The organism is Nocardia sp. NPDC058666, assembly GCF_042714895.1.
GTDB lineage: Bacteria > Actinomycetota > Actinomycetes > Mycobacteriales > Mycobacteriaceae > Nocardia.
Map to the genome: position 1 here is coordinate 88,774 of NZ_JBHXRY010000015.1, position 22,070 is coordinate 110,843.

The following is a 22,070-nucleotide window of genomic DNA, read 5'->3' on the forward strand; positions in this document are numbered from 1 at the left end:
CCACCTCATCTGTCGACCCATGTCATTTCTACTTCTCTGCGACGTTTTTTCTGATCCGCTCGACCACCCCGGCGATGAACTGCGCGACAGTGTCCAACTCCGTCACGTATGCCCAATAATCCGGATGTCTACCTGTCAGTCCCGCGGTGATGCGGTCGAGGCGTTCTGCTTGTGCATCGAGAACCGAGCCCCACTCGGCGACCAGTCCTCGGTCGACCGCGAGCATCTGCGCGTCCCGCAGCCGGAATCGTACGGTGCGCGCTCGAGCGTCGGGATCGGTGCGTACCTCTCGCAACAATTCCAGGCGCGCGGTGACGGCGTCGACCAGCTGCTCGGCCTGCGCGAGATGCTCGCGTGCGGTGGCGGTCAAGTCAAGGGCGGTCTCCGGATTCCGATCGGCTGCCGCGACGCGCGCGCCGACCAGCGCCTCGTCGGCGGCGTCTATGCCGCGACGGCTTTCCCGCTCATTGTTGGTCAAGTCCGCTGAACTCGCAGCGCTGAACTCCCGCAGCAGACTCGAGTAGGCGGGTCCGAGGGCATCGGCGCGGTTGCGCACCGCGGCCAGCCGGGTGGTCACCGAGGCGATCGCGTTCTTCGCCGCCGACACTCGAGAAGGGGCCTGCGCCAACGCATTCGACAGTTCCGCGGTGGTCTCCTGCACCAGGTTCGCCGCCTCGCGCGCGCGGGCGACAGCAGTGCCCGGATCCACCGAAGACGCTGTGATCAGAGCCTCATTCAGGGCCCTTACACCCCCCTCGATCGAGGGGTAATGCGCGAAATCCGACGACGCCGCCGCGACCAGCACCTGTTCGGCCTCGGCGCGCACGTGAGTGAGCAACTGCGGCACGGTATTTCGCACCGTCGCCGCTTCGGCCAGACCTTCGCGGTGCGCGTGATAGAACTCGTCCACCCCGCGAGCGGCGTCGTCGAGCTGCCTGACCAGCGCGTCCGCCCGCGCCGGACCATCCGCGATCGGCGTGCCCGCGGCTTCGGCGGCATCGAGCTGCTCGGTGAAACTCAGGTACGCACCCGCCGCGGCATAGCACCGTGCGCGCACCGGCTCCCAGAGCGCGCCGACGCGGCGGTCGGGGAACACCGCCGTACTGGCCACCACACCCGCCTCCGCTGCCGATTGCCGTCGATCCATGTCGAGAAAGGCCGCCGACGTCGCGGCCCTTGCCCCGCTGATCCACTCATGATCCGCCCCCGATCTGAACCATCCGCGTCTGCGAGGTGTCACCGGCACGTCCCCTTTCCGAACCGCGCTACCCGCCGCCCGTGCATGTGGTCGATGGTAGGAGATTCCCCCGGTTAACCTGGGCTGCAGACCGTTCCTACGCAAGATCCACGAAACCTATTACTGTCGTAGCGGTACCCGGCGATTCGGACATGCTTTCGGATATGCCGGGAAACGACACACCGGACTAACCGAAGGGATTCCCGCATGGGTGTCAGTCTGTCCAAGGGCGGCAACGTCTCGCTGACCAAAGAGGCCCCGAACCTGACCGCGGTCGCGGTCGGCCTGGGCTGGGACGTGCGTTCCACCACCGGCACCGACTTCGACCTCGACGCGAGCGCGATCGCGACCGGCGCCGACAAGAAGGTCGTGTCGGACAAGCACTTCGTGTTCTTCAACAACCTCAAGTCCCCCGAAGGTGCCATCGAGCACACCGGCGACAACACCACCGGTGAGGGCGACGGCGACGACGAGGTCATCAAGGTCGACCTCGCCAACACCCCGCCGACCATCGAGAGCATCTTCTTCCCGGTCTCGATCTACGACGCCGAGACCAGGGCGCAGTCGTTCGGCCAGGTGCGCAACGCGTACATCCGCGTGGTCGACCAGGCCAACGGCACCGAGCTCGCCCGCTACGACCTGTCCGAGGACGCCTCGACCGAGACCGCGATGGTGTTCGGCGAGCTGTACCGCAACGGTGCAGAATGGAAGTTCCGCGCTGTCGGTCAGGGCTACGCCTCCGGACTGAGCGGCATCGCCCGCGACTACGGCGTCAACGTCTAGTCATCATCGCGAACAGGGGGCTGCGCACATCGAGCCCCCTGTTTGTGCGAAACAGAAAGGTCCCTCCGCGTGATAACGCGCATCTTCGGCCTGTCCATCGTCATCACGGTGGTCTCGCTGGTCGTGGCCTACCTCTACGGCGGCCTGACCGCACTCGCGCTGTGCGCGATCCTCGGCATCCTCGAGGTGTCGCTGTCGTTCGACAACGCCGTCATCAATGCCACCGTCCTGGAACGGATGAGCGAGTTCTGGCAGCGGATCTTCCTGACCATCGGCGTGCTGATCGCCGTGTTCGGTATGCGTCTGGTGTTCCCGCTCGCGATCGTGTGGGTCACCGCCGGACTGAATCCGGTGCAGGCGTTCGACCTGGCACTGAACCCGCCGGCCAACGACGCGGCGACCTTCCCCGACGGCAGCCCCAGCTACGAGACCCTGCTCACCGACGCGCACCCGCAGATCGCGGCGTTCGGTGGCATGTTCCTGGCGCTGCTGTTCCTGAACTTCATCTTCGAAGAGCGTGACATCACCTGGCTGAGCTGGCTCGAGAAGCCACTGGCCAAGGCCGGCAAGCTCGACATGCTGTCGGTGGTCGTGTCCGGTACCGGTCTGGTGCTGGTCGCGGAGTTCCTGGCCAAGGACGCGGATCGTTCGACCGTGCTGGTCGCGGGTCTGCTCGGCATGATCGTCTACATCCTGGTCGACGGCCTCGGCTCGATGTTCCACACCGAGGAATTCGAAGACGGCCCGCAGGGTGGCCCGTCCACGCTGGTCAAGGCCACCGGTAAGGCCGCGTTCTTCCTGTTCCTGTACCTGGAAGTGCTCGACGCCTCGTTCTCCTTCGACGGTGTCATCGGCGCGTTCGCGATCACCTCGGACCCGATCATCATCGCGTTGGGCCTTGGCCTGATCGGTGCGATGTTCGTTCGATCCATCACGGTGTACCTGGTTCGCCAGGGCACGCTGTCGGATTACGTCTACCTCGAGCACGGCGCCCACTGGGCGATCGGTGCGCTGGCGGCGATCCTGCTGGTGTCGATCGGCGTGCACGTCAACGAGCTCATCACGGGCCTGGTCGGCGTGGCGTTCATCGGCGCGGCGCTGATCTCCAGCATCCTGCGCAACCGCAAGGCTGAGCCGGACGCGGTGGCCGACGCCAAGGAGACCACTCCGGTCGGCTGATCCACTTCCGCTTCACCGGCGGCGAGTCCTCTTTTCGAGGGTTCGCCGCCGTTGTCGTTTACGCGGGTTGTAGCTGGCGCACCGGCGCGGTGATCGGTTCGGTCCTGCGCGCTCTCGCCCGCAGGAAAACGAAGAACAGGGCCACGAGCAGCGCCGTTCGAAGCCACACGCCGAACTGGACGATGCCCTCCATCAGGTCCACGCCCTCCCCCTCGCCCAACGCCGCGAAGTACCGGAACACCCCGACACCCACCGCCGCGTCGGCCACCAGGTACGCCGCGACCATCGACCACGGCACCTCCAGCAGCACCAGGAACGGGATGATCCACAGGGTGTACTGGGGTGAATGGACCTTGTGGAACAGCATGAACACCGCCAACATCGCCGCACTCACCCCCACCCACGGGTACGCCGACGTCGGGGTCCAGCGTCGCCAACCCAGCCACAGCGCCAGCGCGAAACCGCCGAAGATCAACGCGGGCGACACGATCGCGACCGCGTCATGCCAGGTCTGGGTCGTTTCCGCGGCGCGACCGAAGATCGCCTGGTGACCCCAGTACCAGATCGAGTTGGTGGTGATGTCGGCCTGACGCAACTGCTGGAAGGTGATCGAAGCCCGCCAGCCCTCCACTCCGGCCAGCACGAACGGCGCGTTGATCGCCGCGACCGTGCCCATCGCGGCCAGCAAAGTCTGTGCGGCACCGGCGATATCGAGTTCGCTGATCCGTCGTCGATCGCGCGGGACACCCTCGGTGAGCACGTAAAGGGCCAGCGGCAGCACGAAGATTCCCGGATACAGCTTGAGACAGAAACCCAGCGCGAGCAGCACCGCGGCGATGATCCCGCGGGTGCGCACCGACAGCCCGGTCAGCATCGCCATCACATAGACCGCGGCCACCGCCGTGCACACCACCGGCAGTTCCCAGTTGTGGAACGCGTAGAACACCAGCGGCGGACCGATCGCCCACAGCAGGGCCGCCGGGCCCGCGAGTCTGGCCAGCATCCACGCGGTGAGCAGGGCGAACGGTGCCAGCAGCAGGGCCGAACGCCACAGGAAGTCGGCGTCGTTGTCGACCCCGATCGCACCCGCCCACATCAGCACACCCGACAGCACCGGGTATTCCACCGCGCCGCCGGTCAGCGCGCCGTCGGCGGTGATGTCGCCGTCCACATACGGGAACACGTGATTGTCGATATCGCGGCCCAGCCACAGGAATTGGATGTCGGAGTAGCAGACATCGGTGTCCTTACGCTGCTCGAAGACCAGGCTGCGACCCGATTCGTCGATCGCGCCACCGGCGCACCTGGCCTTGTTCGCGTAGGCCAGCGCCAAGGTGAAACCGCACAGCAGCAGCACCAACACGGCCAGCGCCGCGCCGCGTCGGGTCGCGTGCCGCTGCGGGCCGCCGGTGGTCATGGCGACCACATTAAGCGGCGACACCGACAACACCCGCGCACACCCGCGGCAGGCATCGATTTCGCTGGTCACCACCGGCTCATGTAGCCTTGGCGGGTTGCTGACGCAACGAACCCTCCTGCCATGGAGAGTCCATGGCCGTTTCCTAGTCCACAGGAGGTGATTGGTCCGTGCGTCAATATGAAGTAATGGTCATCCTCGACCCGAGCCTGGACGAGCGCATCGTCGGGCAGTCCCTGGATACTCTGCTCACGGTCGTCAAGACCGAGGGCGGCAACGTCGACAAGGTCGACATCTGGGGCCGCCGCCGGCTCGCCTACGAAATCGCCAAGCAGGCCGAAGGTATCTACGCGATCGTCAACCTGACCGCGACCCCGGCCACCGTGAGCGAACTCGACCGCCAGCTGGGCCTGAACGAGACGGTGCTGCGCACCAAGGTTCTGCGCAACGACAAGTAGTCCACACCTCGTATTTGTCAGAGCCTGGCTTTAGGCTCGTGCGCAAATCCCGAGGATGCGGACTGCACCCCGAGCAGGAGGAACCCCATGGCAGGCGACACGGTCATTACCGTCATCGGAAACTTGACGGCAGACCCCGAGCTTCGTTTCACGCCCGCAGGCGCAGCGGTGGCTAATTTCACCGTCGCGTCGACTCCCCGTGTGTTCGATCGCAATTCGAACGAATGGAAAGACGGCGAGGCACTGTTCCTGCGCTGCAATATCTGGCGCGAAGCAGCGGAAAACGTCGCCGAGTCTCTGACCCGAGGCGCCCGCGTGATCGTCAGCGGTCGGCTCAAGCAGCGCTCTTACGAAACCCGCGAGGGCGAGAAGCGCACTGTGGTCGAGCTCGAAGTCGATGAGGTCGGTCCCTCGTTGCGTTACGCAACCGCGAAGGTCTCCAAGGCCGGTCGTGGTGGCGGAGGCGGCGGTGGCGGCTTCAGTGGTGGTTCCGGCAATGCCGGTGGTGGGTCAAGCGCAGGCGGCTACAACGCCAACGCCAACAATGGCGGCGGACGTCCGGCCGGTGGCAGCAATGCCGGTGGCGAAGACGATCCGTGGGGTAGCGCGCCCGCGGCCGGCTCCTTCGGGGGCGGCGGCCGCATGGATGACGAACCGCCGTTCTGATCGAACGGCACTCATAGTACGGAGAGAAACACCATGCCTAAAGCGCCCGCGCGCGAAAAGGTACTGAAGAAGAAGGCCTGTGCTTTCTGCAAGGAAGCAAAGTCCGGAATCGTCAATATCGATTACAAGGACACCACGCTGCTGCGTAAGTACGTCAGCGATCGCGGCAAGATCCGTGCTCGCCGCGTCACCGGCAACTGCGTCCAGCACCAGCGTGACATCGCTGTCGCCGTCAAGAACTCGCGTGAGGTGGCTCTGCTTCCTTACGTGTCGACCGCTCGCTGAGAAAGGGAGTCACACAGATGAAGCTCATCCTCACCGCTGATGTCGACAACCTCGGCGCCCCCGGCGACCTCGTCGAGGTCAAGGACGGCTACGGCCGCAACTTCCTGCTGCCCCGCGGAATGGCCATCCCGGCCACCCGTGGCGCCCAGAAGCAGGTCGAAGGAATCCGTCGCGCACAGGACACCCGCAAGGTGCGCGACCTCGATCACGCCAACGAACTGAAGCAGGCCATCGAGGGCCTCGCCGCGGTCTCGCTGGCCGTGAAGACCGCCGACAGCGGCAAGCTGTTCGGTTCGGTCACCGCCTCCGACGTGGCCTCGGCCATCAAGGCGGCCGGTGGTCCGGTGGTCGACAAGCGCAGCATCGAGCTGCCGAAGTCGCACATCAAGGCGACCGGCAAGCACGGCATCGTGGTGCACCTGCACCCCGATGTGGTTGCCAAGTTCGACCTCGTGGTCGCTGCGAACTGAGTTCGTAAGAAACCACCCCTGTGCGTGCACAGGGGTGGTTTCTGCTTGCCCTTTTACAGCTTGTTGTGCCGATAACTGATCGGTAGCCGACTTTTCGGTTCCCGCAGGTCGTGTTACGTGGCTCACTGCCGGTAACTGCTTGACCTCCGGTTATTCACCCTGTGGATGACCGACGAAACCGACCGGCAGATTTGTGACTCCACGTCATAGCGTGCACCATCGCCGTTTACCGAACACGCCCGGTTGTTCACCTTGGCCGACACGCCGCAACTTCTTTTATCCACAGGGTGAAAGTTGGATAAATCACCGCCTAGCAGGGCGTTCCACGGCACTGACCTGGGTTTTCCCCATGTTTTCCACAGGTAGTGCACAACAACAGGTGAACTACTCCCAAGTTATCCACAGTTGTGTGCACATGTCGGCTTGGCGAGTCCCGAAAACGTCGCCTAGGTTCGTCGCAACGCCGCGCGTACGCCCCCCGGAATCACGCAGGCAACCGATTGCTGACGTTGCTGTCGGTGCCCGGGAGTACAACGAGTACATCGATGTGTAACCCCCGGTTCTGCGGGCAGAGAGGACTCCCCTGGTGACAACCACCGGTGACCGCGCGCAAACCGAGTTCACGCCTGAACCCCCCGGCGAGGACTTCGGTCGGCAGCCCCCGCACGACATGGCCGCTGAGCAGTCCGTTCTCGGCGGCATGCTGCTGAGCAAGGACGCCATCGCCGACGTGATCGAGGTGCTGCGCCCCGGCGATTTCTACCGCCCCGCGCACCAGGCCGTCTACGACACGATCCTGGATCTCTACAGCCGTGGCGAACCCGCCGACCCCGTCACCGTCTCCGCGGGGCTGGACCGTCGCGGCGAGCTCAAGCGCATCGGTGGCCCGCCCTACCTGGTCACTCTCACCCAAACCGTGCCCACCGCGGCCAATGCCGGCTTCTACGCCGAGATCGTCGCGGAAAAGGCGATCCTGCGCCGCCTGGTCGAAGCGGGCACCCGCATCGTCCAGTTCGGTTACGCCGGTGCCGACGGCCAGGATGTGGCCGAGGTGGTCGACCGCGCGCAGGCCGAGATCTACGAGGTCACCGAACGTCGCACCACCGAGGACTTCACCCCGCTGGAAGAACTGTTGCAGCCCACGATGGACGAGATCGACTCCATCGCCTCGCGCGGCGGCATCTCGCTCGGCGTGCCCACCGGGTTCACCGAACTCGACGAACTCACCAACGGTCTGCACCCCGGCCAGATGATCATCGTCGCGGCGCGACCCGGTGTGGGTAAGGCGCTGGCGCTGGACACTCCCCTGCCCACGCCCGGCGCGTGGACCACCATGGGTGAGGTCCGGGTCGGCGACGAACTGCTCGGCGCCGACGGCAGGCCCACCAGGGTCGTCGCGGCCACCGAGGAAATGATCGACCGGCCTTGCTACGAGGTCGAATTCTCCGACGGCACCGTCATCACCGCCGACGAAGAACATCAGTGGACCACCTTCGCGCCCACCCTGGCACCGCACCCGGTGGTGCGCACCACCGGCGAGATCGCCCACAGCCTGCGCACCCCCCGCGACAATTTCGCCCACATGGTGCCCAGGTCCGTCCGCTCGGCCGCCCGCCAGATCGTCGACGTCCGCAAGATCGACCCGGTGCCCGTGCGCTGCGTCGAGGTGGACAACGCCGATCACATGTACCTGGCAGGTCGCACGATGGTCCCCACCCACAACTCCACGCTGGGCATGGATTTCATGCGCAGCTGCTCGATCAAACACGGCATGGCCAGCGTCATCTTCTCGCTGGAAATGAGCCGCACCGAAATCGTCATGCGCCTGCTGTCCGCCGAAGCGAAGATCAAACTCGGCGACATGCGCTCGGGCCGCATGAGCGACGACGACTGGACCAAACTGGCCCGCCGCATGAGCGAGATCAGCGAAGCACCGCTGTTCGTCGACGATTCCCCGAACTTGACGATGATGGAAATCCGCGCCAAGGCCCGCCGCCTCAAGCAACGCCACGACCTGAAACTCGTTGTGGTGGACTACCTGCAGCTGATGAGCTCGGGCAAAAAGGTCGAATCGCGTCAGCAGGAAGTTTCGGAATTCTCCCGTCATCTGAAACTGCTGGCCAAGGAACTCGAAGTTCCCGTCATCGCGATCTCCCAGCTGAACCGTGGTCCGGAACAGCGAACCGACAAGCGACCGATGGTCTCCGACCTTCGCGAGTCGGGCAGCCTCGAGCAGGATGCGGACATGGTCATCCTGCTGCACCGCCCCGACGCCATCGAACGCGACGACCCCCGCGGCGGCGAGGCCGACCTCATCGTCGGCAAACACCGTAACGGCCCGACCGCCACGATCACCGTCGCGCACCAGCTGCATTTGAGCCGGTTCGTGGACATGGCCCGCGGCTGACGCCAGGAAAGCGGATACAGATCGGAATCAGGGTGGGGAAGAAGTCGGGGATGTTGGTCAATCCCGTGGTGTTCGTTTACTGGGTGGTGTCGGCGGTGGCGGCCGTGCTGTATTTCTCGGGCACGATGCGGGCGGGGGTCTTCGGCGTTTCCTTGGTCGATGAATCCTTGGGGCCGGTGTTCGGTTTGCTCGGTGGGGTGCTGCTCGGGCTCGTCACGTGGCCGTTCGTGTTGATGGTGGTGTGGTGGGGTCGGCGGGCGTATCTGCGGAGGGTCGGGACGCCGGTTACCGCGACGGTGATCGAGTCCGGGCGTCGTGTGACGACAACGGAGAACAATCCGTTCGCCACTCATCGGGTGCGCCTGAAGGTGACATTCACGCACCCGAGTACCGGGGTCGAGTACTGGGCGAAAAAGGAATTCGCGATGGCGGAGTTCCGCCGATCCACGGCGAAAGCGATGCTGCACCAGTTCCCGATCGGCGCCGAGATGCCGATGCTGGTGCGTGGACGGGCCGGCGGATTCGACGTGCAACATCGACCGCAATGGGTCGAACTGTGGTGAGGACGGCGATGCTCCGGGTGCCCGTGGTTCTGATGGTGTTGGCAATTGTCACCTCCTGCGGAACGTCGTCGATCGAACAACCACCGACCACCACCACCTCGCCGTCGACAAGTAGCCAGCCCCGAGCCGGCTACTCGTGCGATGCGAGGGGAGCGACCGGGCGGGTGTTCACCCTCGACCGCTCCGGCGAGTACCCGTTCGATGTGCATCTGCCGGAATTGCCGGGCTGGGTACGCAACGAGGTCCCTGGCGTGCGGTCCGGCGGTCTGTCGCTGTGGCGCCGCGACCAGCTTCCGAACGATTTCCGCAAGCCGACGGCGATGATCACCGTCACGGCTTCCAGCCGGTTCCCGACGGAGGCAGACGCGCTGGAAAGCCTACGTCGCAACCGGCATGACGTGCACGACTGGCGATCCCGCGTCGACGAACAACTGACCGCCTGCGGTCGGAGCAGTCGGCGCGTCGTCGGCACTTTCACCAGCTCCACGCAGGAATGGTGGGAAGACCGCCGCGAAGTCATGTGTGTCTGCGGCGGCTCTGTTTATACGGTCCAGGTGGCGGGGCGAGCCGAGGTGATCGACCTGAACAGGCTGGGGCCCGACCTCACCGCCATCCTCGACGGGCTGCAGATCATTGCGTGACGCCTTCTGCGTCAGGCCGACACGGCCTACAGACACGTGGTCAGACCCACAGCCCACCGACGCCGACCGCCCCGTCCGCGCCAGTGAAATCGATCCGCAAATCATCGCGAGTTGCCGTATACGGCACCAATACATCGATCGGCGGAGTTCCGCCGATCGACGGCGAAAGCGATGCTGCACCAGTTCCCGATCGGCGCCGAGATGCCGATGCTGGTGCGTGGACGGGCCAGCGGATTCGACGTGCAACATCGACCGCAATGGGTCGAACTGTGGTGAGAACGGACCGCCGAGATTATCCGCGCGGGTCCGAAAGTCGGGCGCGGGCGACGTGGTGGAAACGGTCCGCCGGTGTCAGCTCGCGTTTCGGATCAGTACCTCGTCGAGGATTGCGGGGAGCGGCGTCTCGAGTACCTGGCCCAGCGCGACGAGGACCATCAGCGTGGGGTTTGCCGGGGTCCTCGGTTTACGGGTGCGCAGGCCGGCTTCCAGCAGTTGGTAGTAGTTCGTACTGATCCCCGCGGCGAGAGCGACGCGCTCCTGGGAGAGGCCCTTGTCTTTACGCAGCTCTCTCAGATGCTGGCCGAGAATCGCCGCGAGCTGCATCTCTACGGCGGATTCGGGCACATCATTGAGGCTTCCGAGGTGCTCGAGCCACGTCGACCACATATAGATGGCTTTTCGGCCGAACCGCCAAGGCGACGCCGATAAGTCATCGGCGCCCGCTGCCTCCCGCGCAAGAGGGCGTACCGTCGCGAACCTTGCCCGACAGTGGACAGAAGTTGTCGGAAGTCGTTGTCTGCGTGGGGAAGTGGCGTGCGGCTCGGCACGGTAAGCTCGCGGCGTCGCATTGGGAACGAGGGGGATTGCATGTCGTTGGAAGAAGTTCGGCGGGAGATCGATGTGATCGACGCGCAGATCGTGGCGTTGCTCGGGCAGCGGCAGCCGTTGGTGTTGCAGGCTGCGCAGTTCAAGCGTGATGCGCCGAAGCGGCGGGCGGAAATGGCAGCGCGGCTGACCGAGTTGGCGGAGGAGCACGGACTGGCGCCGAAGCTGGTGCTGAGTGTTTTCGACACCATGGTCGACGAATTCATCGAGATCCAGCGGCAGCATCACGCCGTCGGCCAGTGAGGCAGTGGGGTCGGACTCGTTCTGATCACGAAGCGCCCTGCGCCGACAGCAACCGACTCCGCCGATCATCGGCGTCGACTGACGGTTCTCCATAGCAACAGCGCATGACCCCGGAAATGGGGGCGGTGGGTTCTGTTCCGGGTAGTAACGATCTGGCTGATGGGCGCGACATTGTTCGTGACATGCGGCCCTTCGGGGGGCCTGCCCACCTGTAGGTCGTTCGGACGGGACATCACATGAATGTGCGTGAGTTTCTTGCGAAACATCGCATCGCTTCGGCAGTTGCCGCTCCGGCGGCGTTGGGAGTCGCGGCTGTTGTGGCCGCTTCGTTCGCTGTGACTTCGCAGCCCGCGTCGCCTGTTTATGAGCTGACGACGTCGGTGACCGAGTGTCGCGAGATGGTGACCATCTCGGTGGCGGGGCGCAATGACACGCCGGTCGCGGGCACTACCGCGATGCTGCTGGATGCGCACGGGAATCCGCTGCCCGCGGCGTTGTCGGGGGATCACAGCAGTGTGTGGGTGGATCCGGTGGTGAACGCGCCGCGCGATGACGTGGCCGAGGGTGACTACGCGGCGGTGTATATCGCGTACCCGGCCGATCTGGCGTCGTACGAGGACGCGGTGAACGCGGGTGTGGCCAACACGCAGCAGGTGATGCGGGAGATCTCGGCAGCGTGCCCGGACACCAAGTTCTCGATCGTGGGGTACAGCGAGGGCGCGGATGTGGCGCGTCGGGTCGCGGAGGGCATCGGCAACGACGATCCCGCCGACGGGTACACCACGGTGAACCCGGACGACGTGCTCGGCGTGGTGATGTTCGCCGACCCCGGTCGCAAGGCCGGTGACGGCACCTTCCTCGGCGCCGCGGACCCCAACCGCCCGGACAACTTCGACCAGAACTACTCCAACGGCGGCAAGCCGGTCTCGGGTTCGGGCATCACCACGGGCGCCGATTTCGGTGCGCTGAACGGCAAGATCGCGTCGTTCTGCTCCGAGGGTGACCTGACCTGCGCGGCCCCGGAGAACATCTCGCTGCTGCAGCTGGCCGCCAATGTGGGTCGCCAGATCAATATCGACGAACTCGAGCGCGCCGACCTCGAGCGCAACGGCCTGGCCGGCATCACCCCGGCGATGGGTCAGGACATGGCGTTCATGCTGGGTCGGATGGCGATGGCCGCGTTCGCCGATATCGGGTCGAACCCGAACTGGATGGCCAGCGACGAGACCTTCCTCGACGTGATGCTGAAGGTCTCCGACCCGGACTACAAGCCGGGCCAGACCACCACGCCGGTGAAGGCCGACGCGATCGCCGGTGAGCAGGTCTCGGCGCTGGCGTACCTGCCGCAGAAGATCTTCAACGAGATCGTCGGGCTGATCGTGACCAACCAGAACACGATTCCGGTGATCATGAACGACCCGTACCAGCTCACGCTGGGCCCCAACGGCACCGGTCACCACTTCGACTACTGGCGTGACTCCGACGCCGCGAACGGCAAGCCGCTGACCTCGGCGGAGTACGCGGCGGCGTGGCTGACCAACATGGCCAAGCAGGCGCAGGCCGGCGAGACCGTCGACACCAAGGCCGCGCCCGACGACGCGTCGGTGGCAGCCGCGCTGGCCGCGCCGACCAAGCCGGCGACGACTACGACGGCACCGTCGACCACGTCGAAGGCGACCACGACTACGCCGAAGCCGACCACGTCGAAGTCCACCACCACGAAACCGTCGACCACCACGCCGTCCACGACGGTGGCGCCGACGACGACCGCACCGGTGGTGACCGAGCCCCCGACCAAGAAGGCCGCCGAGCCGACAACCACGGTCGCCCCGACGACGACCGTGCCGCCCACCACGACCGTCGCCCCGACCACCACGGTCGCGCCGACCACCACAGTTGCTCCGACAACCACTCCGTCGGCCAACTAGTCACGAAGAAACCCCGGCGGGTCGGCATTGCGCTGGCCCGCCGGGGTTTTCTGTATGCGACTGGCGTAATCGACCAATTCGACCGCCTTCGGCCCGAATATCGGTCAATAGGGCCGCACATTGGTCGATTACGCCAGTCAGCACCCGGTGGGCATCACGTCACGGCTGCCCGATGACTCGGATATCGCACCGCTGGTCGACGTCGAGCACCGCGCCCGCGCACCGAACTTCGGGTGCGACGCGCCGATCATGGTGACTGTTGCGGGTACCGGTGCAATGATCGCTGGGTGACTCAGTGGCTTCCCCTCCTCGGCTCGCTCCCCGTCGCCGGTGCAGTTCTGGTCGGCGTGCTGGCCAACAACCGAACACACCGTGACGGCATCGCGGCCGCGGACGAGCGCGGGCGGCAGGCGCTGGATGCCGCGCAGCGCCATGTCGAGCTGTCGAACATGGTGGGTGACCAGCGCGATCACCAGGCGTGGCGGCGGGAGGCCGTGTTGGCCGCGGTCGCTTCGATTCTGGAGACCTCGGCGTCGGTGCGCGCGGATCTGACCACCTGCGGTGAGTGGGATCTGGTGACCGTCGATGAGATCGATCGGGTCGGGGCGCAGATTCACAAGGTGATCTGGGAGGGGCCCAACAGCATGCTGACGCGCCTTCGGGTGGTGGCGCATCGTCGGATTCCGAACAAGTGTGAAGACCTGCTGCGCACGTTGACTGCCGCCCAGCACATCACGATGCAGCGGCTCAAGCTGCACATCGACGTGGAGGCGACCGTCGATGAGCTCGAGGAGATGGCGTCGCTGTGGCAGAAGGCGATGCGTCATGCGGCCGAGCAGGAGCGGGCGTTGGTGGAGATCACGCGGATCGAGCTGGGGATCGAGATCGCGTCGAAGGGTGTCGAGGCTGTTGCGGTGCGGCAGCCGGTGGTAGCTGACACTCGTTCGGAGGAGGTCGAATTCGCGGAGGTCACCCCGGAGCGCCCGACTCAGCCGGCCGCACCCAGGGGGTACGCCGAGCCTGAACAGCCGGCCGAGCCTCAGCAAAACGCCGAATCTGAGCGATACGCCGAGCCGCAGCAGTCGGCCGAGCCCCAGCAGTCGGCCCAGCCCCAGCAGTCGGCCCAGCAGCAGTACACCGAGCCTCAGCAGCCGACCCAGCAGCAGCCGATCGAGCCTCAGCAGCACCCAGAGACAGCCGAGGCGCCGCACTCGAATAAAGCACCGCGGGAAGACGATCCGCGCGAAACCGCCGACACGCGCGACGCTCACACCGTCAAAGTCTGACCTCGAACACCAAAGCGGGCCGCGACATCTACTGTCGCGGCCCGCTTTTCGTCGACTACTACTTGAAGGCGAGCATGTAAGCCAACTTGCCCGGCTTCTCATCGCTGAACGGCTTGGCCAGCTTGGCGAATTCCTTCTCGTTGAACGCGGCCATCTTGCCCAGCTGCGCCGCGGTCTTCCCGTCGCTCACAACGGCATTCGGGTCGAGCGCGACCATCGCGGTGGCGATGTTGCGGATCAGCTGCAGGTAGGCGGCGTGGTCGGCGATGTTGGCGCCTTCGGGGCGCAGTGCCGGGTCGGTCTGGGCGCGCAGCCAACGGCCCCAGTAGAACTCCTGGAATGCCGGGCCGCCGTCCTGGGTGTAGCTGATGTCGCGGGCGAAATACAGTGCGGCGCGGTAGGGGTCGTTGCCGAACTGCGCGAGCCCGAGCTTGGTGGGCAGCTGCTGCGGGGCGATGGGCTGGTCGGCGGCGTTGCGCAGCCAGGTCCAGCCCTTCTGCTGCATGGTCTGCCAGAAGGCGGCGGGGTTCTGGTCGGACAGGTTGCCGGTGATGCGCACGCGGATGCGGGTGTTCGGGCCTGCGCCGGGGGTTTCGGTGTAGGCGGTGAAGGAGTGGTGGCCGTCGGTGAGGTAGAGGTCGCCGTGCGGGCCGACCACGGCGGTCTTCATCTTCGCGATGGTGGCCGGGGTCTCCGCGCCGAGGGCGACCTTGCAGCTGAACGAGCTCGGATCCGACAGGCGCGCACCGGGATTGGCCGACGCGGCTTCCTTCTGGCCGTTGTCCTCACACCAGTCGTCGAACTGCTTGTTGATCGCGTCCTTGCCCTGCGTGTAGCGGCCGAGCTTGTAGAACACCTCGTCGTGGCCCAGCGACGGCTGGGTGGGGTGTAGGTCGGCCAGCGACACCTCGACCAGCTGGTCGACCTTCGCGTCGCAGTAGTTGCCGGGGTTGCTGTTGCCGGGCGCGCACGGGAAGTTGCCGTTGCCGGGCTGGGCCTGGGTCAGCGTGGTGGTCGATCCGAACAGACCGGCCGCGATGGCGACCATGGTCACTGTTCGGCGCAAAGTGGTGTGCATACGGCGAGAACTCCTACTACGGCGAAACGTCGCCGCACCCGTGTGGACGCGGCCCGCTGTTTGTAATCACCGCGAACGTCCGGCACTGATCCGCGAATTGAACATCGGGCGAACACCATGTCGTAGGTCATGGTCTGATCGTTCGCGTGACGCGACTGCGTACGGCCGGGTAACTTGGGTATACGGCACGCAGGGGTGCCGAACCCGACAGCGTGGTCGATCGACAACACACATGTACGAACCCACTCTCGTCAGGGGGCGATCTGTCATGGATTTCATCGCGCCGTTGGATGCGCTTTTTCTGCTCGCGGAATCTCGTGAGCACCCGATGCACGTGGGCTCGCTGCAGCTGTTCGAACCGCCGGAGGATGCCGGTCCCGAATATCTGCGCGAGTTCCGCGATGCGCTGTTGGCCGACAAGGACGTTCGGCCCACGTTCAGTAAGCGTCCGGCCACGTGGCTGGGCGCTCCACAGATGGCGTGGACCCATGACGACAGCGTCGACCTGGACTATCACGTGCAGCGCAGCGCCCTGCCCGCGCCGGGCCGCATCGGCCAGTTGCTCGACCACACCTCGGCCCTGCACAGCGGGCTGTTGGACCGGCATCGTCCGATGTGGGAGCTGCATTTCGTCGAGGGCCTGGCCGACGGACGGTTCGCGCTGTATTCGAAGATGCACCACTCCCTGGTCGACGGTGTGTCCGCGCAGCGCATCATGCGCCGCACGTTGACCACCGATCCGTTCGCGACCGACTTCATGCGCCCGTGGAACCTGCCGCGCAAGCAGCGCCCGGAAGCGTTGGGCAGCAACAAGTCTCGACTGGGCAGCATCATCGATACCGTGTCGTCGGCGCGTTCGTCGACCACCGCGTTGATGAAGGCGACCCGCACCGGACTGCTGCAGCAGCAGTTGACCCTGCCTTTCGAAGCGCCGCGCACGCTGTTCAATGTGCCGATCGGCGGCGCGCGCAAATGCGCGGTGCGGAGCTGGTCGATGGATCGCGTGAAGCAGGTCAAGAAGGCCACCGGTGCCACGGTCAACGATGTGGTGCTGGCGATGTCGGCGGGGGCGTTGCGGTCATATCTGTTGGAGCGCAACGCTTTACCGGACAAGCCGATGATCGCGCTGGTGCCGATGTCGTTGCGCGAAGAAGACGATGTCGATACCCAAGGCGTGAAAGTGGCTGCGCTGCTGTGCAATCTGGGTACCGATGTGGCGGATCCGCTGGAACGACTCCGGGTGATCAGCGAGTCCACGCGTCGCAACAAAGAGGTGTACCGCTCGCTCACGCCGACGCAGACGTTGGCGATGGCCGGGGTGATGTTGAGTCCGTTGGCGGCGATGCTGCTGCCGGGGTTCGCGTCGCTTGCCACGCCGCCGTTCAACATCGTGATCTCGAATGTGCCGGGTTCGCGGGAGTCGCTGTACTGGAACGGTTCTCGACTGGATGCCACCTATCCGCTGTCGATCCCGCTCGACGGGCAGGCGGTCAACATCACGCTCACCTCCAATGGCGACAACCTCGATTTCGGCCTGGTCGGCTGCCGTCGCACCCTGCCGGACCTGCATCGATTGCTCGATCATCTCGAGGATTCGCTGACCGCGATGGAGGACGCGGCGCTGTAGAAATTTCCCCTTCGAGGGCAAACTAGAACGTGTTACAGTTCGGTATGCGTACCGAATTCTGCGAACAGCTCGGCATCGAGTTCCCCCTTTTCGCCTTCACCCACTGCCGCGACGTCGTGGCGGCGGTGAGCAACGCGGGCGGGCTCGGGGTGCTCGGCGCGGTCGGTTTCACCGCCGAACAGCTCGAGGTGGAGCTGGCCTGGCTCGACGAACACGTCACCGGGATCTACGGCGTCGACCTGGTGATCCCGTCGAAGTACGAGGGCAAGGGCATCGACGACCTGTCCCCTGAACAGCTGGAAAAGCAACTGGCGCAGATGGTTCCGCAGGGCCATCGCGACTTCGCCCAGCAGATCCTGTCCGACCACAACGTGCCCGCACTGCCCGACGGCGAGCACCACAACGAGCTACTGGGCTGGACCGCCACCACCGCGGGCCCGCAGGTCGACGTGATCCTGAACCACCCCAAGGCCAAGCTGGTCGCCAACGCGCTGGGCACCCCGCCCGCCGACGTGGTCAAGCGGATCCAGGATTCGGGGCGGGTGATCGGCGCGCTGTGCGGGTCGGTGAAACACGCGATGAACCACAAGGCCGCGGGCCTGGACTTCGCGGTGTGTCAGGGCACCGAGGGTGGCGGGCACTGCGGCGAGGTGTCGTCGCTGGTGCTGTGGCCGCAGGTGATCGAGGCCGTAGGCGACATGCCCGTGCTGGCCGCCGGTGGTATCGGCAACGGCGCGCAGGTCGCGGCAGCGTTGGCGATGGGCGCGGCGGGTGCGTGGACCGGGTCGCTGTGGCTCACCGTCGAAGAAGCGAATGTGCCACCCGCGCAGATGGATACGTATCTCGAGGCGTCCAGCCACGACACGATTCGCTCGCGGTCGTGGACCGGCAAGCCGTGCCGCATGCTGCGCAACGACTGGACCGACGCGTGGGAGTCCACCGACACTCCCGACCCGCTGCCCATGCCGTTGCAGATGATGGTGGCGCTGGACGGGGTCAAGCGCGGGCATCGCTACCCCGAGGCGGCGCGGGACGTGAACTTCAACCCGGTCGGCCAGGTGGTGGGCATGATGAACAAGGTCGAACGCAGCTCCGACGTGATCAACCGCCTGGTGCAGGAGTACGTCACCGCGTGTGATCGGCTCACTGCCCTGAACGGCTGACGCCCCCGCTACCGGAGCTCAGGAACCGGACTCCGCAGGTTGCTGGGTCCGCCCACTGAGCGCAACAGCTACTACACTCGGCATATCTGACCTGCGGGGCGGTACCGAGATCACCGTCGCGCGGCATTGCCCAACGGTTGCGGACGGCGGTGACATGGCTTCGGAGGAATACGCGAGCAAGACCTGGAAGGTGGCCAGGCGCCGAGTCACTCACGCCATCGCCAAGGTCCGTTCCGAATACGAGAAGGCGCCGCCCAAGCCCACGCATCACAAACCACCGGCCGACCCGCCCGTGCCCGCCGATCTGTTGAACCTGCTGTGTCGCATCGGCGTGGCGCTGGTGGGTGCCGGTGAGACCTCGGCGGCGGTCCAGACCATTCTGGACAAGTTGTCGCGCCGCTACGGCACCGACAATATCCACTTCATGGTGCTGCCGACCGCGGTGTTCGTGCGGGTCCACACCGACGACGGTTCCGCGCTGGACATGCTCGACGCGCGGGTGGGCACGCTGCCGTTGGATCAGATCGCCGGCCTGTACCGACTGATCGACCAGATCCAGGACGACGCGCCACCGCCGAGCGAGGCGTCGAAGTCGCTGGACAAACTCCTGACCCAGAAACCCGGCAGTCCACCGTGGCTGATCCTGGTCGGCCAGGTGGTGCTGACCGTGGGCGTGGGCATGATGCTCAATCCGGGGGCAAAGGCCCTCATCGGCTACGTGGTGCTCGGCCTGGTGGTCGGCGTGTTGACCCAACTCGCCGACAAGGTGAAGTTGCTGTCGATGGCGTTGCCGGTGGTCGCGTCGGCGGTGGTCGCGGTGCTCGCGTTCGCGTTTCCGGGCACGCTGGCCGGTGGGCAACCACAGCAGTTGCTGATTCCGGCGGTCGCGACGTTGCTACCGGGGGCGATGCTCACCAACGGCACGATCGAGTTGGCGACCGGGTCGATGGTGGCCGGTGCCAGCCGGGTGGTCTACGGCATCAACATGCTGTTTCTGCTCGCACTGGGTTCCTATGTGGGGATCAGTGTGCTCGGGCACCTGTCCGATGTACCGGTCAGCCACGCCCAATTGGGTTGGTGGGCACCGATACTCGGGGTGCTGCTGATCGGGTACGGGCATTCGTGGCGGTCCAGCGCGCCGGCGAACTCGGTGGGCTGGCTGCTGCTGGTCCTGTATGTCACCTATGCGGCGCAGTTCCTCGGCAAGCACGTGTCCGGGCCGCTGACCGGCACTTTCCTCGGCGGGCTCGTAGCGGTGAACGCCGCGTATCTGATCCAACGGCGCAAGCACGCACCGCCCACGCAGGTGGCGTTCCTGCCCGCGTTCTGGATGCTGGTGCCCGGCGGGATCAGTCTCACCGGGATCTCCGATCTGGTGATGCACAACAACAACTCCGGTGCCGCGGGCAGTCTGGAAGTGCTCGTCTCGGCGTTGCTGTCGGTGATGTCGATCGCGCTCGGGGTGATGGTGGGATCGGGGCTGGCCACCGCGCATACGCCGGAGCTGGGCACGATCTTGAAATCCATGCCGCACAATCTTCCGCATCACCTGCCGTGGCATCACGCCTCGGCCGACGCTGCGAAGAAATCCGACTCAGACAGCGGGTCTTAGACCGCCGAGCTCAATCGCGTGACCGTGCCCACCGGTGCCTCGCCGACGAGTTCGTCGAAACGCGCGGTCACCTTCTGGTGGTACAGCGTGAACAGGTCGTCGAACAGCGCCAGTTGCGCTTCGCTGGGCGCGGATTCGACATCCCACATCGCCAGCAGCGCCCGCCACACGAGCACGTGCAGGTCGGCGGCGACGGCGAAATAGGCGGTCACGGCCTCGGGAACTTCCACGACCATATCCGCGATCGAATTCAGCACCGCGCGTTGCATGGTCATCCCGAGCACGCCGAGCAGCTTGCGGACCAGCGCGATCTCGGCCTCGATGATCTGGATGTGGTCGGGTTCGGGCCGACGGGCCATCGCCTCGAGTGCGTCGACGGCGGCGGTGAGTTCGACCTGATCGAGCACCTTCGGGCCGAGGGTGTAGGCCAGCAGCGCCTCGCCGACGATGCCGCGTTCCACCTCGACGATGTCGGCGAACATCTCCGCGGCCACGGCGGGGGCGGTGATGGAGAACCGGAACAGGTGCCGATAGACGTCCATGCCGCCCTCGACGCGCACGTCCCGGATGGTGAATCCCTTGCCGCGTCGGGCCTGCACGAATCCGTAGGACTCCAGTCGGCCGAGGATGAGTTGCGCGGTGGCGCGGTTCATGCCGAATTCCTCGGCGACCTGGCGTACCGACGGCATGAGATCGCCTGGCCGATATTCGCCGGTGGCTACGCGACGCGCCAATTCATCGGCGACGTCGGCGACCACCGTCCGGGATCCCATGAAGACACCTCTCGGTTCACGAATCGGCTACGTCCCAGACAGTTTAGGCGGTGAAACCCCAGCCCGCACGCACCTGCGCACGCTGTGGGGCGGTTCACGTCCGTGGCCGTTCACCATCAGGAACCGACCGAACGGGATGTTCGGCAAGCAGTGGGCAATCCTGTCGATCGTGTCGCGCCCGAGGCCCGACCGGGGAAAATATCGCCCGATAACGCGCTCATCTGGATCAGACAGCGTCGCGCACACCGTGATTGAATACGCAGGCAACAGGGCAGCTAAACATCCACGGAGGAAAATGTGAGAACCACTCGGCTCGCAGCGAGCGCGGTTACCGCACTCGCCCTGATCGCAGGCCTGTCCGGCTGTAGCAAAGACAAAGAAGACCATTCGGCGCACGCCTCGAGCACCACCGCGGCACCGACGACAACCGCGACCACTTCCGCGGCCAAGCTCACCGGCAGCTCGGCCGCACCCCTGCCGCCCCCCAGCCCCACCCATCCGCCCGCTCCCGCGCCCGCCCCGCTGACCGATGTCGACTGCGGCCCGGTCACCGGCGGCAACGGCGCGACCGCCCACGTCATCGCGTTCGCCTCCGACGCGGGCCGCCCCGGCTGCACCGAGGCCATCAACGTCGTGTCCGACTACCTGGACGTGCCCCGCACCGGCGATGCCGCCGCAGTAGACGGCTGGACCTGCGAGCCCCAACCCGACACCGCAGTCCCCCACATCTGCTTCAACGGCGGCCTGACCATCGGCCTACGCGGCGACGCCGCCCCCGCTTCCCCACCCCCACCCGCACCCACCCCCGTCCGCACGGTCGACCCGACCAAGCCCCCCGTGACCACCACCAGCAGCGTCCCGCCCGCCCCCTCCCCTGACGTAGAGGACGTGAACTGCGGCCCCGTCACCGACGCCGGCGGCGCCACCCGCCACGTAATCGCCATCGGCAACACCGCAGGCCGCCCCGGCTGCACCGAGGCCATCAACGTAGCCACCGCCTACGTCACCACGATCGCCCCCTCGGATTCCGTTGTGGTGCAAGGCTGGCAGTGCAACGCCCAACCAGACACCACAACCCCGTCGGTGTGCTCGAAAGACGGCCTTGTGATTGCGTTGCGCGCCAACTGATCCCCCGTTTCAAAGCCGGCCCCGCAATCGCATTGCACGCCAGCTAATCCGCCCATTCCGAGCCTGCCCCGCAATTACACTGCGCCACAACAGATCCGGCCGTCCGCACTCTCCCAGCCCCGCACACCCGACCCATAGGGAGGGTCCGCCGCGAAGCGGCGGTAGCGGCCCGGGGGGGGGGGGGGGGGGGGGGGGGGGGGGGGAGGGAAGACAGCCAAAACGGAGAGCAACGGGAGCCCCA

General features: G+C 65.8%; 22 protein-coding genes. 17 read left to right on the forward strand and 5 right to left on the reverse strand.

The window, feature by feature from the left end:
• Positions 1-28: 28 nt before the first annotated feature.
• Complete coding sequence (locus ACFWVD_RS25010; RefSeq protein WP_379246714.1) at positions 29-1,114, reverse strand: hypothetical protein; 1,086 nt, start codon at positions 1,112-1,114, stop codon at positions 29-31.
• 330 nt (positions 1,115-1,444) lie between these two features.
• Here ACFWVD_RS25010 and ACFWVD_RS25015 point away from each other — a divergent pair, with 330 nt between their 5' ends.
• Both ACFWVD_RS25015 and ACFWVD_RS25020 read left to right on the forward strand, forming a co-directional pair.
• Positions 1,445-2,020, forward strand: coding sequence for a TerD family protein (locus tag ACFWVD_RS25015; protein WP_379246716.1), 576 nt, complete (start codon positions 1,445-1,447; stop codon positions 2,018-2,020).
• Positions 2,021-2,089: 69 nt separating this feature from the next.
• Positions 2,090-3,199 (forward strand): DUF475 domain-containing protein, encoded by a 1,110-nt coding sequence (locus ACFWVD_RS25020; protein ID WP_379246718.1) that lies wholly within the window; start codon positions 2,090-2,092, stop codon positions 3,197-3,199.
• 58 nt (positions 3,200-3,257) lie between these two features.
• Here ACFWVD_RS25020 and ACFWVD_RS25025 read toward each other — a convergent pair whose 3' ends face one another.
• Positions 3,258-4,616: a glycosyltransferase family 87 protein gene (locus tag ACFWVD_RS25025; protein ID WP_379246770.1), complete on the reverse strand. Its 1,359-nt coding sequence runs from the start codon at positions 4,614-4,616 to the stop codon at positions 3,258-3,260.
• 170 nt (positions 4,617-4,786) lie between these two features.
• Here ACFWVD_RS25025 and rpsF point away from each other — a divergent pair, with 170 nt between their 5' ends.
• The 7 genes from rpsF to ACFWVD_RS25060 all read left to right on the forward strand — a co-directional run bounded on the left by rpsF (position 4,787) and on the right by ACFWVD_RS25060 (position 10,106).
• Positions 4,787-5,074, forward strand: coding sequence for a 30S ribosomal protein S6 (gene rpsF, locus ACFWVD_RS25030; RefSeq protein WP_056823926.1), 288 nt, complete (start codon positions 4,787-4,789; stop codon positions 5,072-5,074).
• An 87-nt stretch (positions 5,075-5,161) separates the two neighbouring features.
• The gene (locus tag ACFWVD_RS25035) at positions 5,162-5,740 is read left to right on the forward strand and encodes a single-stranded DNA-binding protein (protein WP_379246720.1); all 579 of its coding nucleotides are present in this window, start codon (positions 5,162-5,164) and stop codon (positions 5,738-5,740) included.
• A gap of 33 nt (positions 5,741-5,773) precedes the next feature.
• Entirely contained in the window at positions 5,774-6,025 is a 252-nt protein-coding gene (gene rpsR / locus ACFWVD_RS25040) for a 30S ribosomal protein S18 (protein WP_056823934.1), read from the forward strand.
• A gap of 17 nt (positions 6,026-6,042) precedes the next feature.
• Positions 6,043-6,495, forward strand: a complete 453-nt coding sequence (rplI, locus tag ACFWVD_RS25045; RefSeq protein ID WP_379246722.1) for a 50S ribosomal protein L9 — start codon at positions 6,043-6,045, stop codon at positions 6,493-6,495.
• Positions 6,496-7,195: 700 nt separating this feature from the next.
• Complete coding sequence (gene dnaB / locus ACFWVD_RS25050; RefSeq protein ID WP_379246772.1) at positions 7,196-8,902, forward strand: replicative DNA helicase; 1,707 nt, start codon at positions 7,196-7,198, stop codon at positions 8,900-8,902.
• Between the two features lie 50 nt (positions 8,903-8,952).
• Positions 8,953-9,465 (forward strand): hypothetical protein, encoded by a 513-nt coding sequence (locus ACFWVD_RS25055; RefSeq protein ID WP_379246724.1) that lies wholly within the window; start codon positions 8,953-8,955, stop codon positions 9,463-9,465.
• Between the two features lie 164 nt (positions 9,466-9,629).
• A complete protein-coding gene (locus ACFWVD_RS25060; RefSeq protein ID WP_379246726.1) occupies positions 9,630-10,106 on the forward strand; it encodes a hypothetical protein in 477 nt (158 codons plus the stop codon).
• Between the two features lie 351 nt (positions 10,107-10,457).
• Here the strand turns inward: ACFWVD_RS25060 and ACFWVD_RS25065 are convergent, their stop codons facing one another.
• On the reverse strand, positions 10,458-10,730 hold the full coding sequence (locus ACFWVD_RS25065; protein ID WP_379246728.1) for a helix-turn-helix domain-containing protein: 273 nt from the start codon (positions 10,728-10,730) through the stop codon (positions 10,458-10,460).
• Positions 10,731-10,973: 243 nt separating this feature from the next.
• Between ACFWVD_RS25065 and ACFWVD_RS25070 the strand changes: the two genes are divergently transcribed.
• From ACFWVD_RS25070 to ACFWVD_RS25085, 4 genes are all read left to right on the forward strand, one after another.
• A complete protein-coding gene (locus ACFWVD_RS25070) occupies positions 10,974-11,234 on the forward strand; it encodes a chorismate mutase (RefSeq protein ID WP_379246730.1) in 261 nt (86 codons plus the stop codon).
• 236 nt (positions 11,235-11,470) lie between these two features.
• Positions 11,471-13,162 (forward strand): cutinase family protein, encoded by a 1,692-nt coding sequence (locus ACFWVD_RS25075; RefSeq protein ID WP_379246732.1) that lies wholly within the window; start codon positions 11,471-11,473, stop codon positions 13,160-13,162.
• 147 nt (positions 13,163-13,309) lie between these two features.
• On the forward strand, positions 13,310-13,453 hold the full coding sequence (locus ACFWVD_RS25080) for a hypothetical protein (RefSeq protein ID WP_379246734.1): 144 nt from the start codon (positions 13,310-13,312) through the stop codon (positions 13,451-13,453).
• The gene (locus ACFWVD_RS25085; RefSeq protein ID WP_379246736.1) at positions 13,450-14,448 is read left to right on the forward strand and encodes a hypothetical protein; all 999 of its coding nucleotides are present in this window, start codon (positions 13,450-13,452) and stop codon (positions 14,446-14,448) included. The genes ACFWVD_RS25080 and ACFWVD_RS25085 overlap by 4 nt, the downstream gene beginning before the upstream one ends.
• 58 nt (positions 14,449-14,506) lie before the next feature.
• Here the strand turns inward: ACFWVD_RS25085 and ACFWVD_RS25090 are convergent, their stop codons facing one another.
• Positions 14,507-15,526 carry a ParB/Srx family N-terminal domain-containing protein gene (locus ACFWVD_RS25090; RefSeq protein WP_379246738.1) on the reverse strand — a complete coding sequence of 340 codons (1,020 nt, stop codon included), beginning with the start codon at positions 15,524-15,526 and terminating at the stop codon, positions 14,507-14,509.
• Between the two features lie 268 nt (positions 15,527-15,794).
• Here ACFWVD_RS25090 and ACFWVD_RS25095 point away from each other — a divergent pair, with 268 nt between their 5' ends.
• From ACFWVD_RS25095 to ACFWVD_RS25105, 3 genes are all read left to right on the forward strand, one after another.
• Positions 15,795-17,153: a wax ester/triacylglycerol synthase family O-acyltransferase gene (locus tag ACFWVD_RS25095; protein WP_379246740.1), complete on the forward strand. Its 1,359-nt coding sequence runs from the start codon at positions 15,795-15,797 to the stop codon at positions 17,151-17,153.
• 44 nt (positions 17,154-17,197) lie between these two features.
• The gene (locus tag ACFWVD_RS25100) at positions 17,198-18,316 is read left to right on the forward strand and encodes an NAD(P)H-dependent flavin oxidoreductase (protein WP_379246742.1); all 1,119 of its coding nucleotides are present in this window, start codon (positions 17,198-17,200) and stop codon (positions 18,314-18,316) included.
• Between the two features lie 154 nt (positions 18,317-18,470).
• Positions 18,471-19,928, forward strand: a complete 1,458-nt coding sequence (locus tag ACFWVD_RS25105; RefSeq protein WP_379246744.1) for a threonine/serine exporter ThrE family protein — start codon at positions 18,471-18,473, stop codon at positions 19,926-19,928.
• On the opposite strand, the gene ACFWVD_RS25110 is transcribed toward ACFWVD_RS25105, so the two are convergent.
• Positions 19,925-20,701: a GntR family transcriptional regulator gene (locus ACFWVD_RS25110; RefSeq protein ID WP_379246746.1), complete on the reverse strand. Its 777-nt coding sequence runs from the start codon at positions 20,699-20,701 to the stop codon at positions 19,925-19,927. The genes ACFWVD_RS25105 and ACFWVD_RS25110 overlap by 4 nt on opposite strands.
• Before the next feature lie 297 nt (positions 20,702-20,998).
• Between ACFWVD_RS25110 and ACFWVD_RS25115 the strand changes: the two genes are divergently transcribed.
• Entirely contained in the window at positions 20,999-21,829 is an 831-nt protein-coding gene (locus tag ACFWVD_RS25115; protein ID WP_379246748.1) for a hypothetical protein, read from the forward strand.
• The last annotated feature ends 241 nt before the right edge of the window (positions 21,830-22,070 follow it).

What these genes read in the sequence shown, in the direction of transcription:
- ACFWVD_RS25015 (WP_379246716.1), top strand. Translation starts at nt 1,445, where the DNA reads ATGGGTGTCAGTCTGTCCAAGGGCGGCAACGTCTCGCTGACCAAAGAG.
- ACFWVD_RS25025 (WP_379246770.1), bottom strand. Translation starts at nt 4,616, where the DNA reads ATGACCACCGGCGGCCCGCAGCGGCACGCGACCCGACGCGGCGCGGCG.
- ACFWVD_RS25035 (WP_379246720.1), top strand. Translation starts at nt 5,162, where the DNA reads ATGGCAGGCGACACGGTCATTACCGTCATCGGAAACTTGACGGCAGAC.
- rpsR (WP_056823934.1), top strand. Translation starts at nt 5,774, where the DNA reads ATGCCTAAAGCGCCCGCGCGCGAAAAGGTACTGAAGAAGAAGGCCTGT.
- rplI (WP_379246722.1), top strand. Translation starts at nt 6,043, where the DNA reads ATGAAGCTCATCCTCACCGCTGATGTCGACAACCTCGGCGCCCCCGGC.
- dnaB (WP_379246772.1), top strand. Translation starts at nt 7,196, where the DNA reads ATGCTGCTGAGCAAGGACGCCATCGCCGACGTGATCGAGGTGCTGCGC.
- ACFWVD_RS25055 (WP_379246724.1), top strand. Translation starts at nt 8,953, where the DNA reads ATGTTGGTCAATCCCGTGGTGTTCGTTTACTGGGTGGTGTCGGCGGTG.
- ACFWVD_RS25070 (WP_379246730.1), top strand. Translation starts at nt 10,974, where the DNA reads ATGTCGTTGGAAGAAGTTCGGCGGGAGATCGATGTGATCGACGCGCAG.
- ACFWVD_RS25075 (WP_379246732.1), top strand. Translation starts at nt 11,471, where the DNA reads ATGAATGTGCGTGAGTTTCTTGCGAAACATCGCATCGCTTCGGCAGTT.
- ACFWVD_RS25090 (WP_379246738.1), bottom strand. Translation starts at nt 15,526, where the DNA reads ATGCACACCACTTTGCGCCGAACAGTGACCATGGTCGCCATCGCGGCC.
- ACFWVD_RS25095 (WP_379246740.1), top strand. Translation starts at nt 15,795, where the DNA reads ATGGATTTCATCGCGCCGTTGGATGCGCTTTTTCTGCTCGCGGAATCT.
- ACFWVD_RS25100 (WP_379246742.1), top strand. Translation starts at nt 17,198, where the DNA reads ATGCGTACCGAATTCTGCGAACAGCTCGGCATCGAGTTCCCCCTTTTC.
- ACFWVD_RS25105 (WP_379246744.1), top strand. Translation starts at nt 18,471, where the DNA reads ATGGCTTCGGAGGAATACGCGAGCAAGACCTGGAAGGTGGCCAGGCGC.
- ACFWVD_RS25110 (WP_379246746.1), bottom strand. Translation starts at nt 20,701, where the DNA reads ATGGGATCCCGGACGGTGGTCGCCGACGTCGCCGATGAATTGGCGCGT.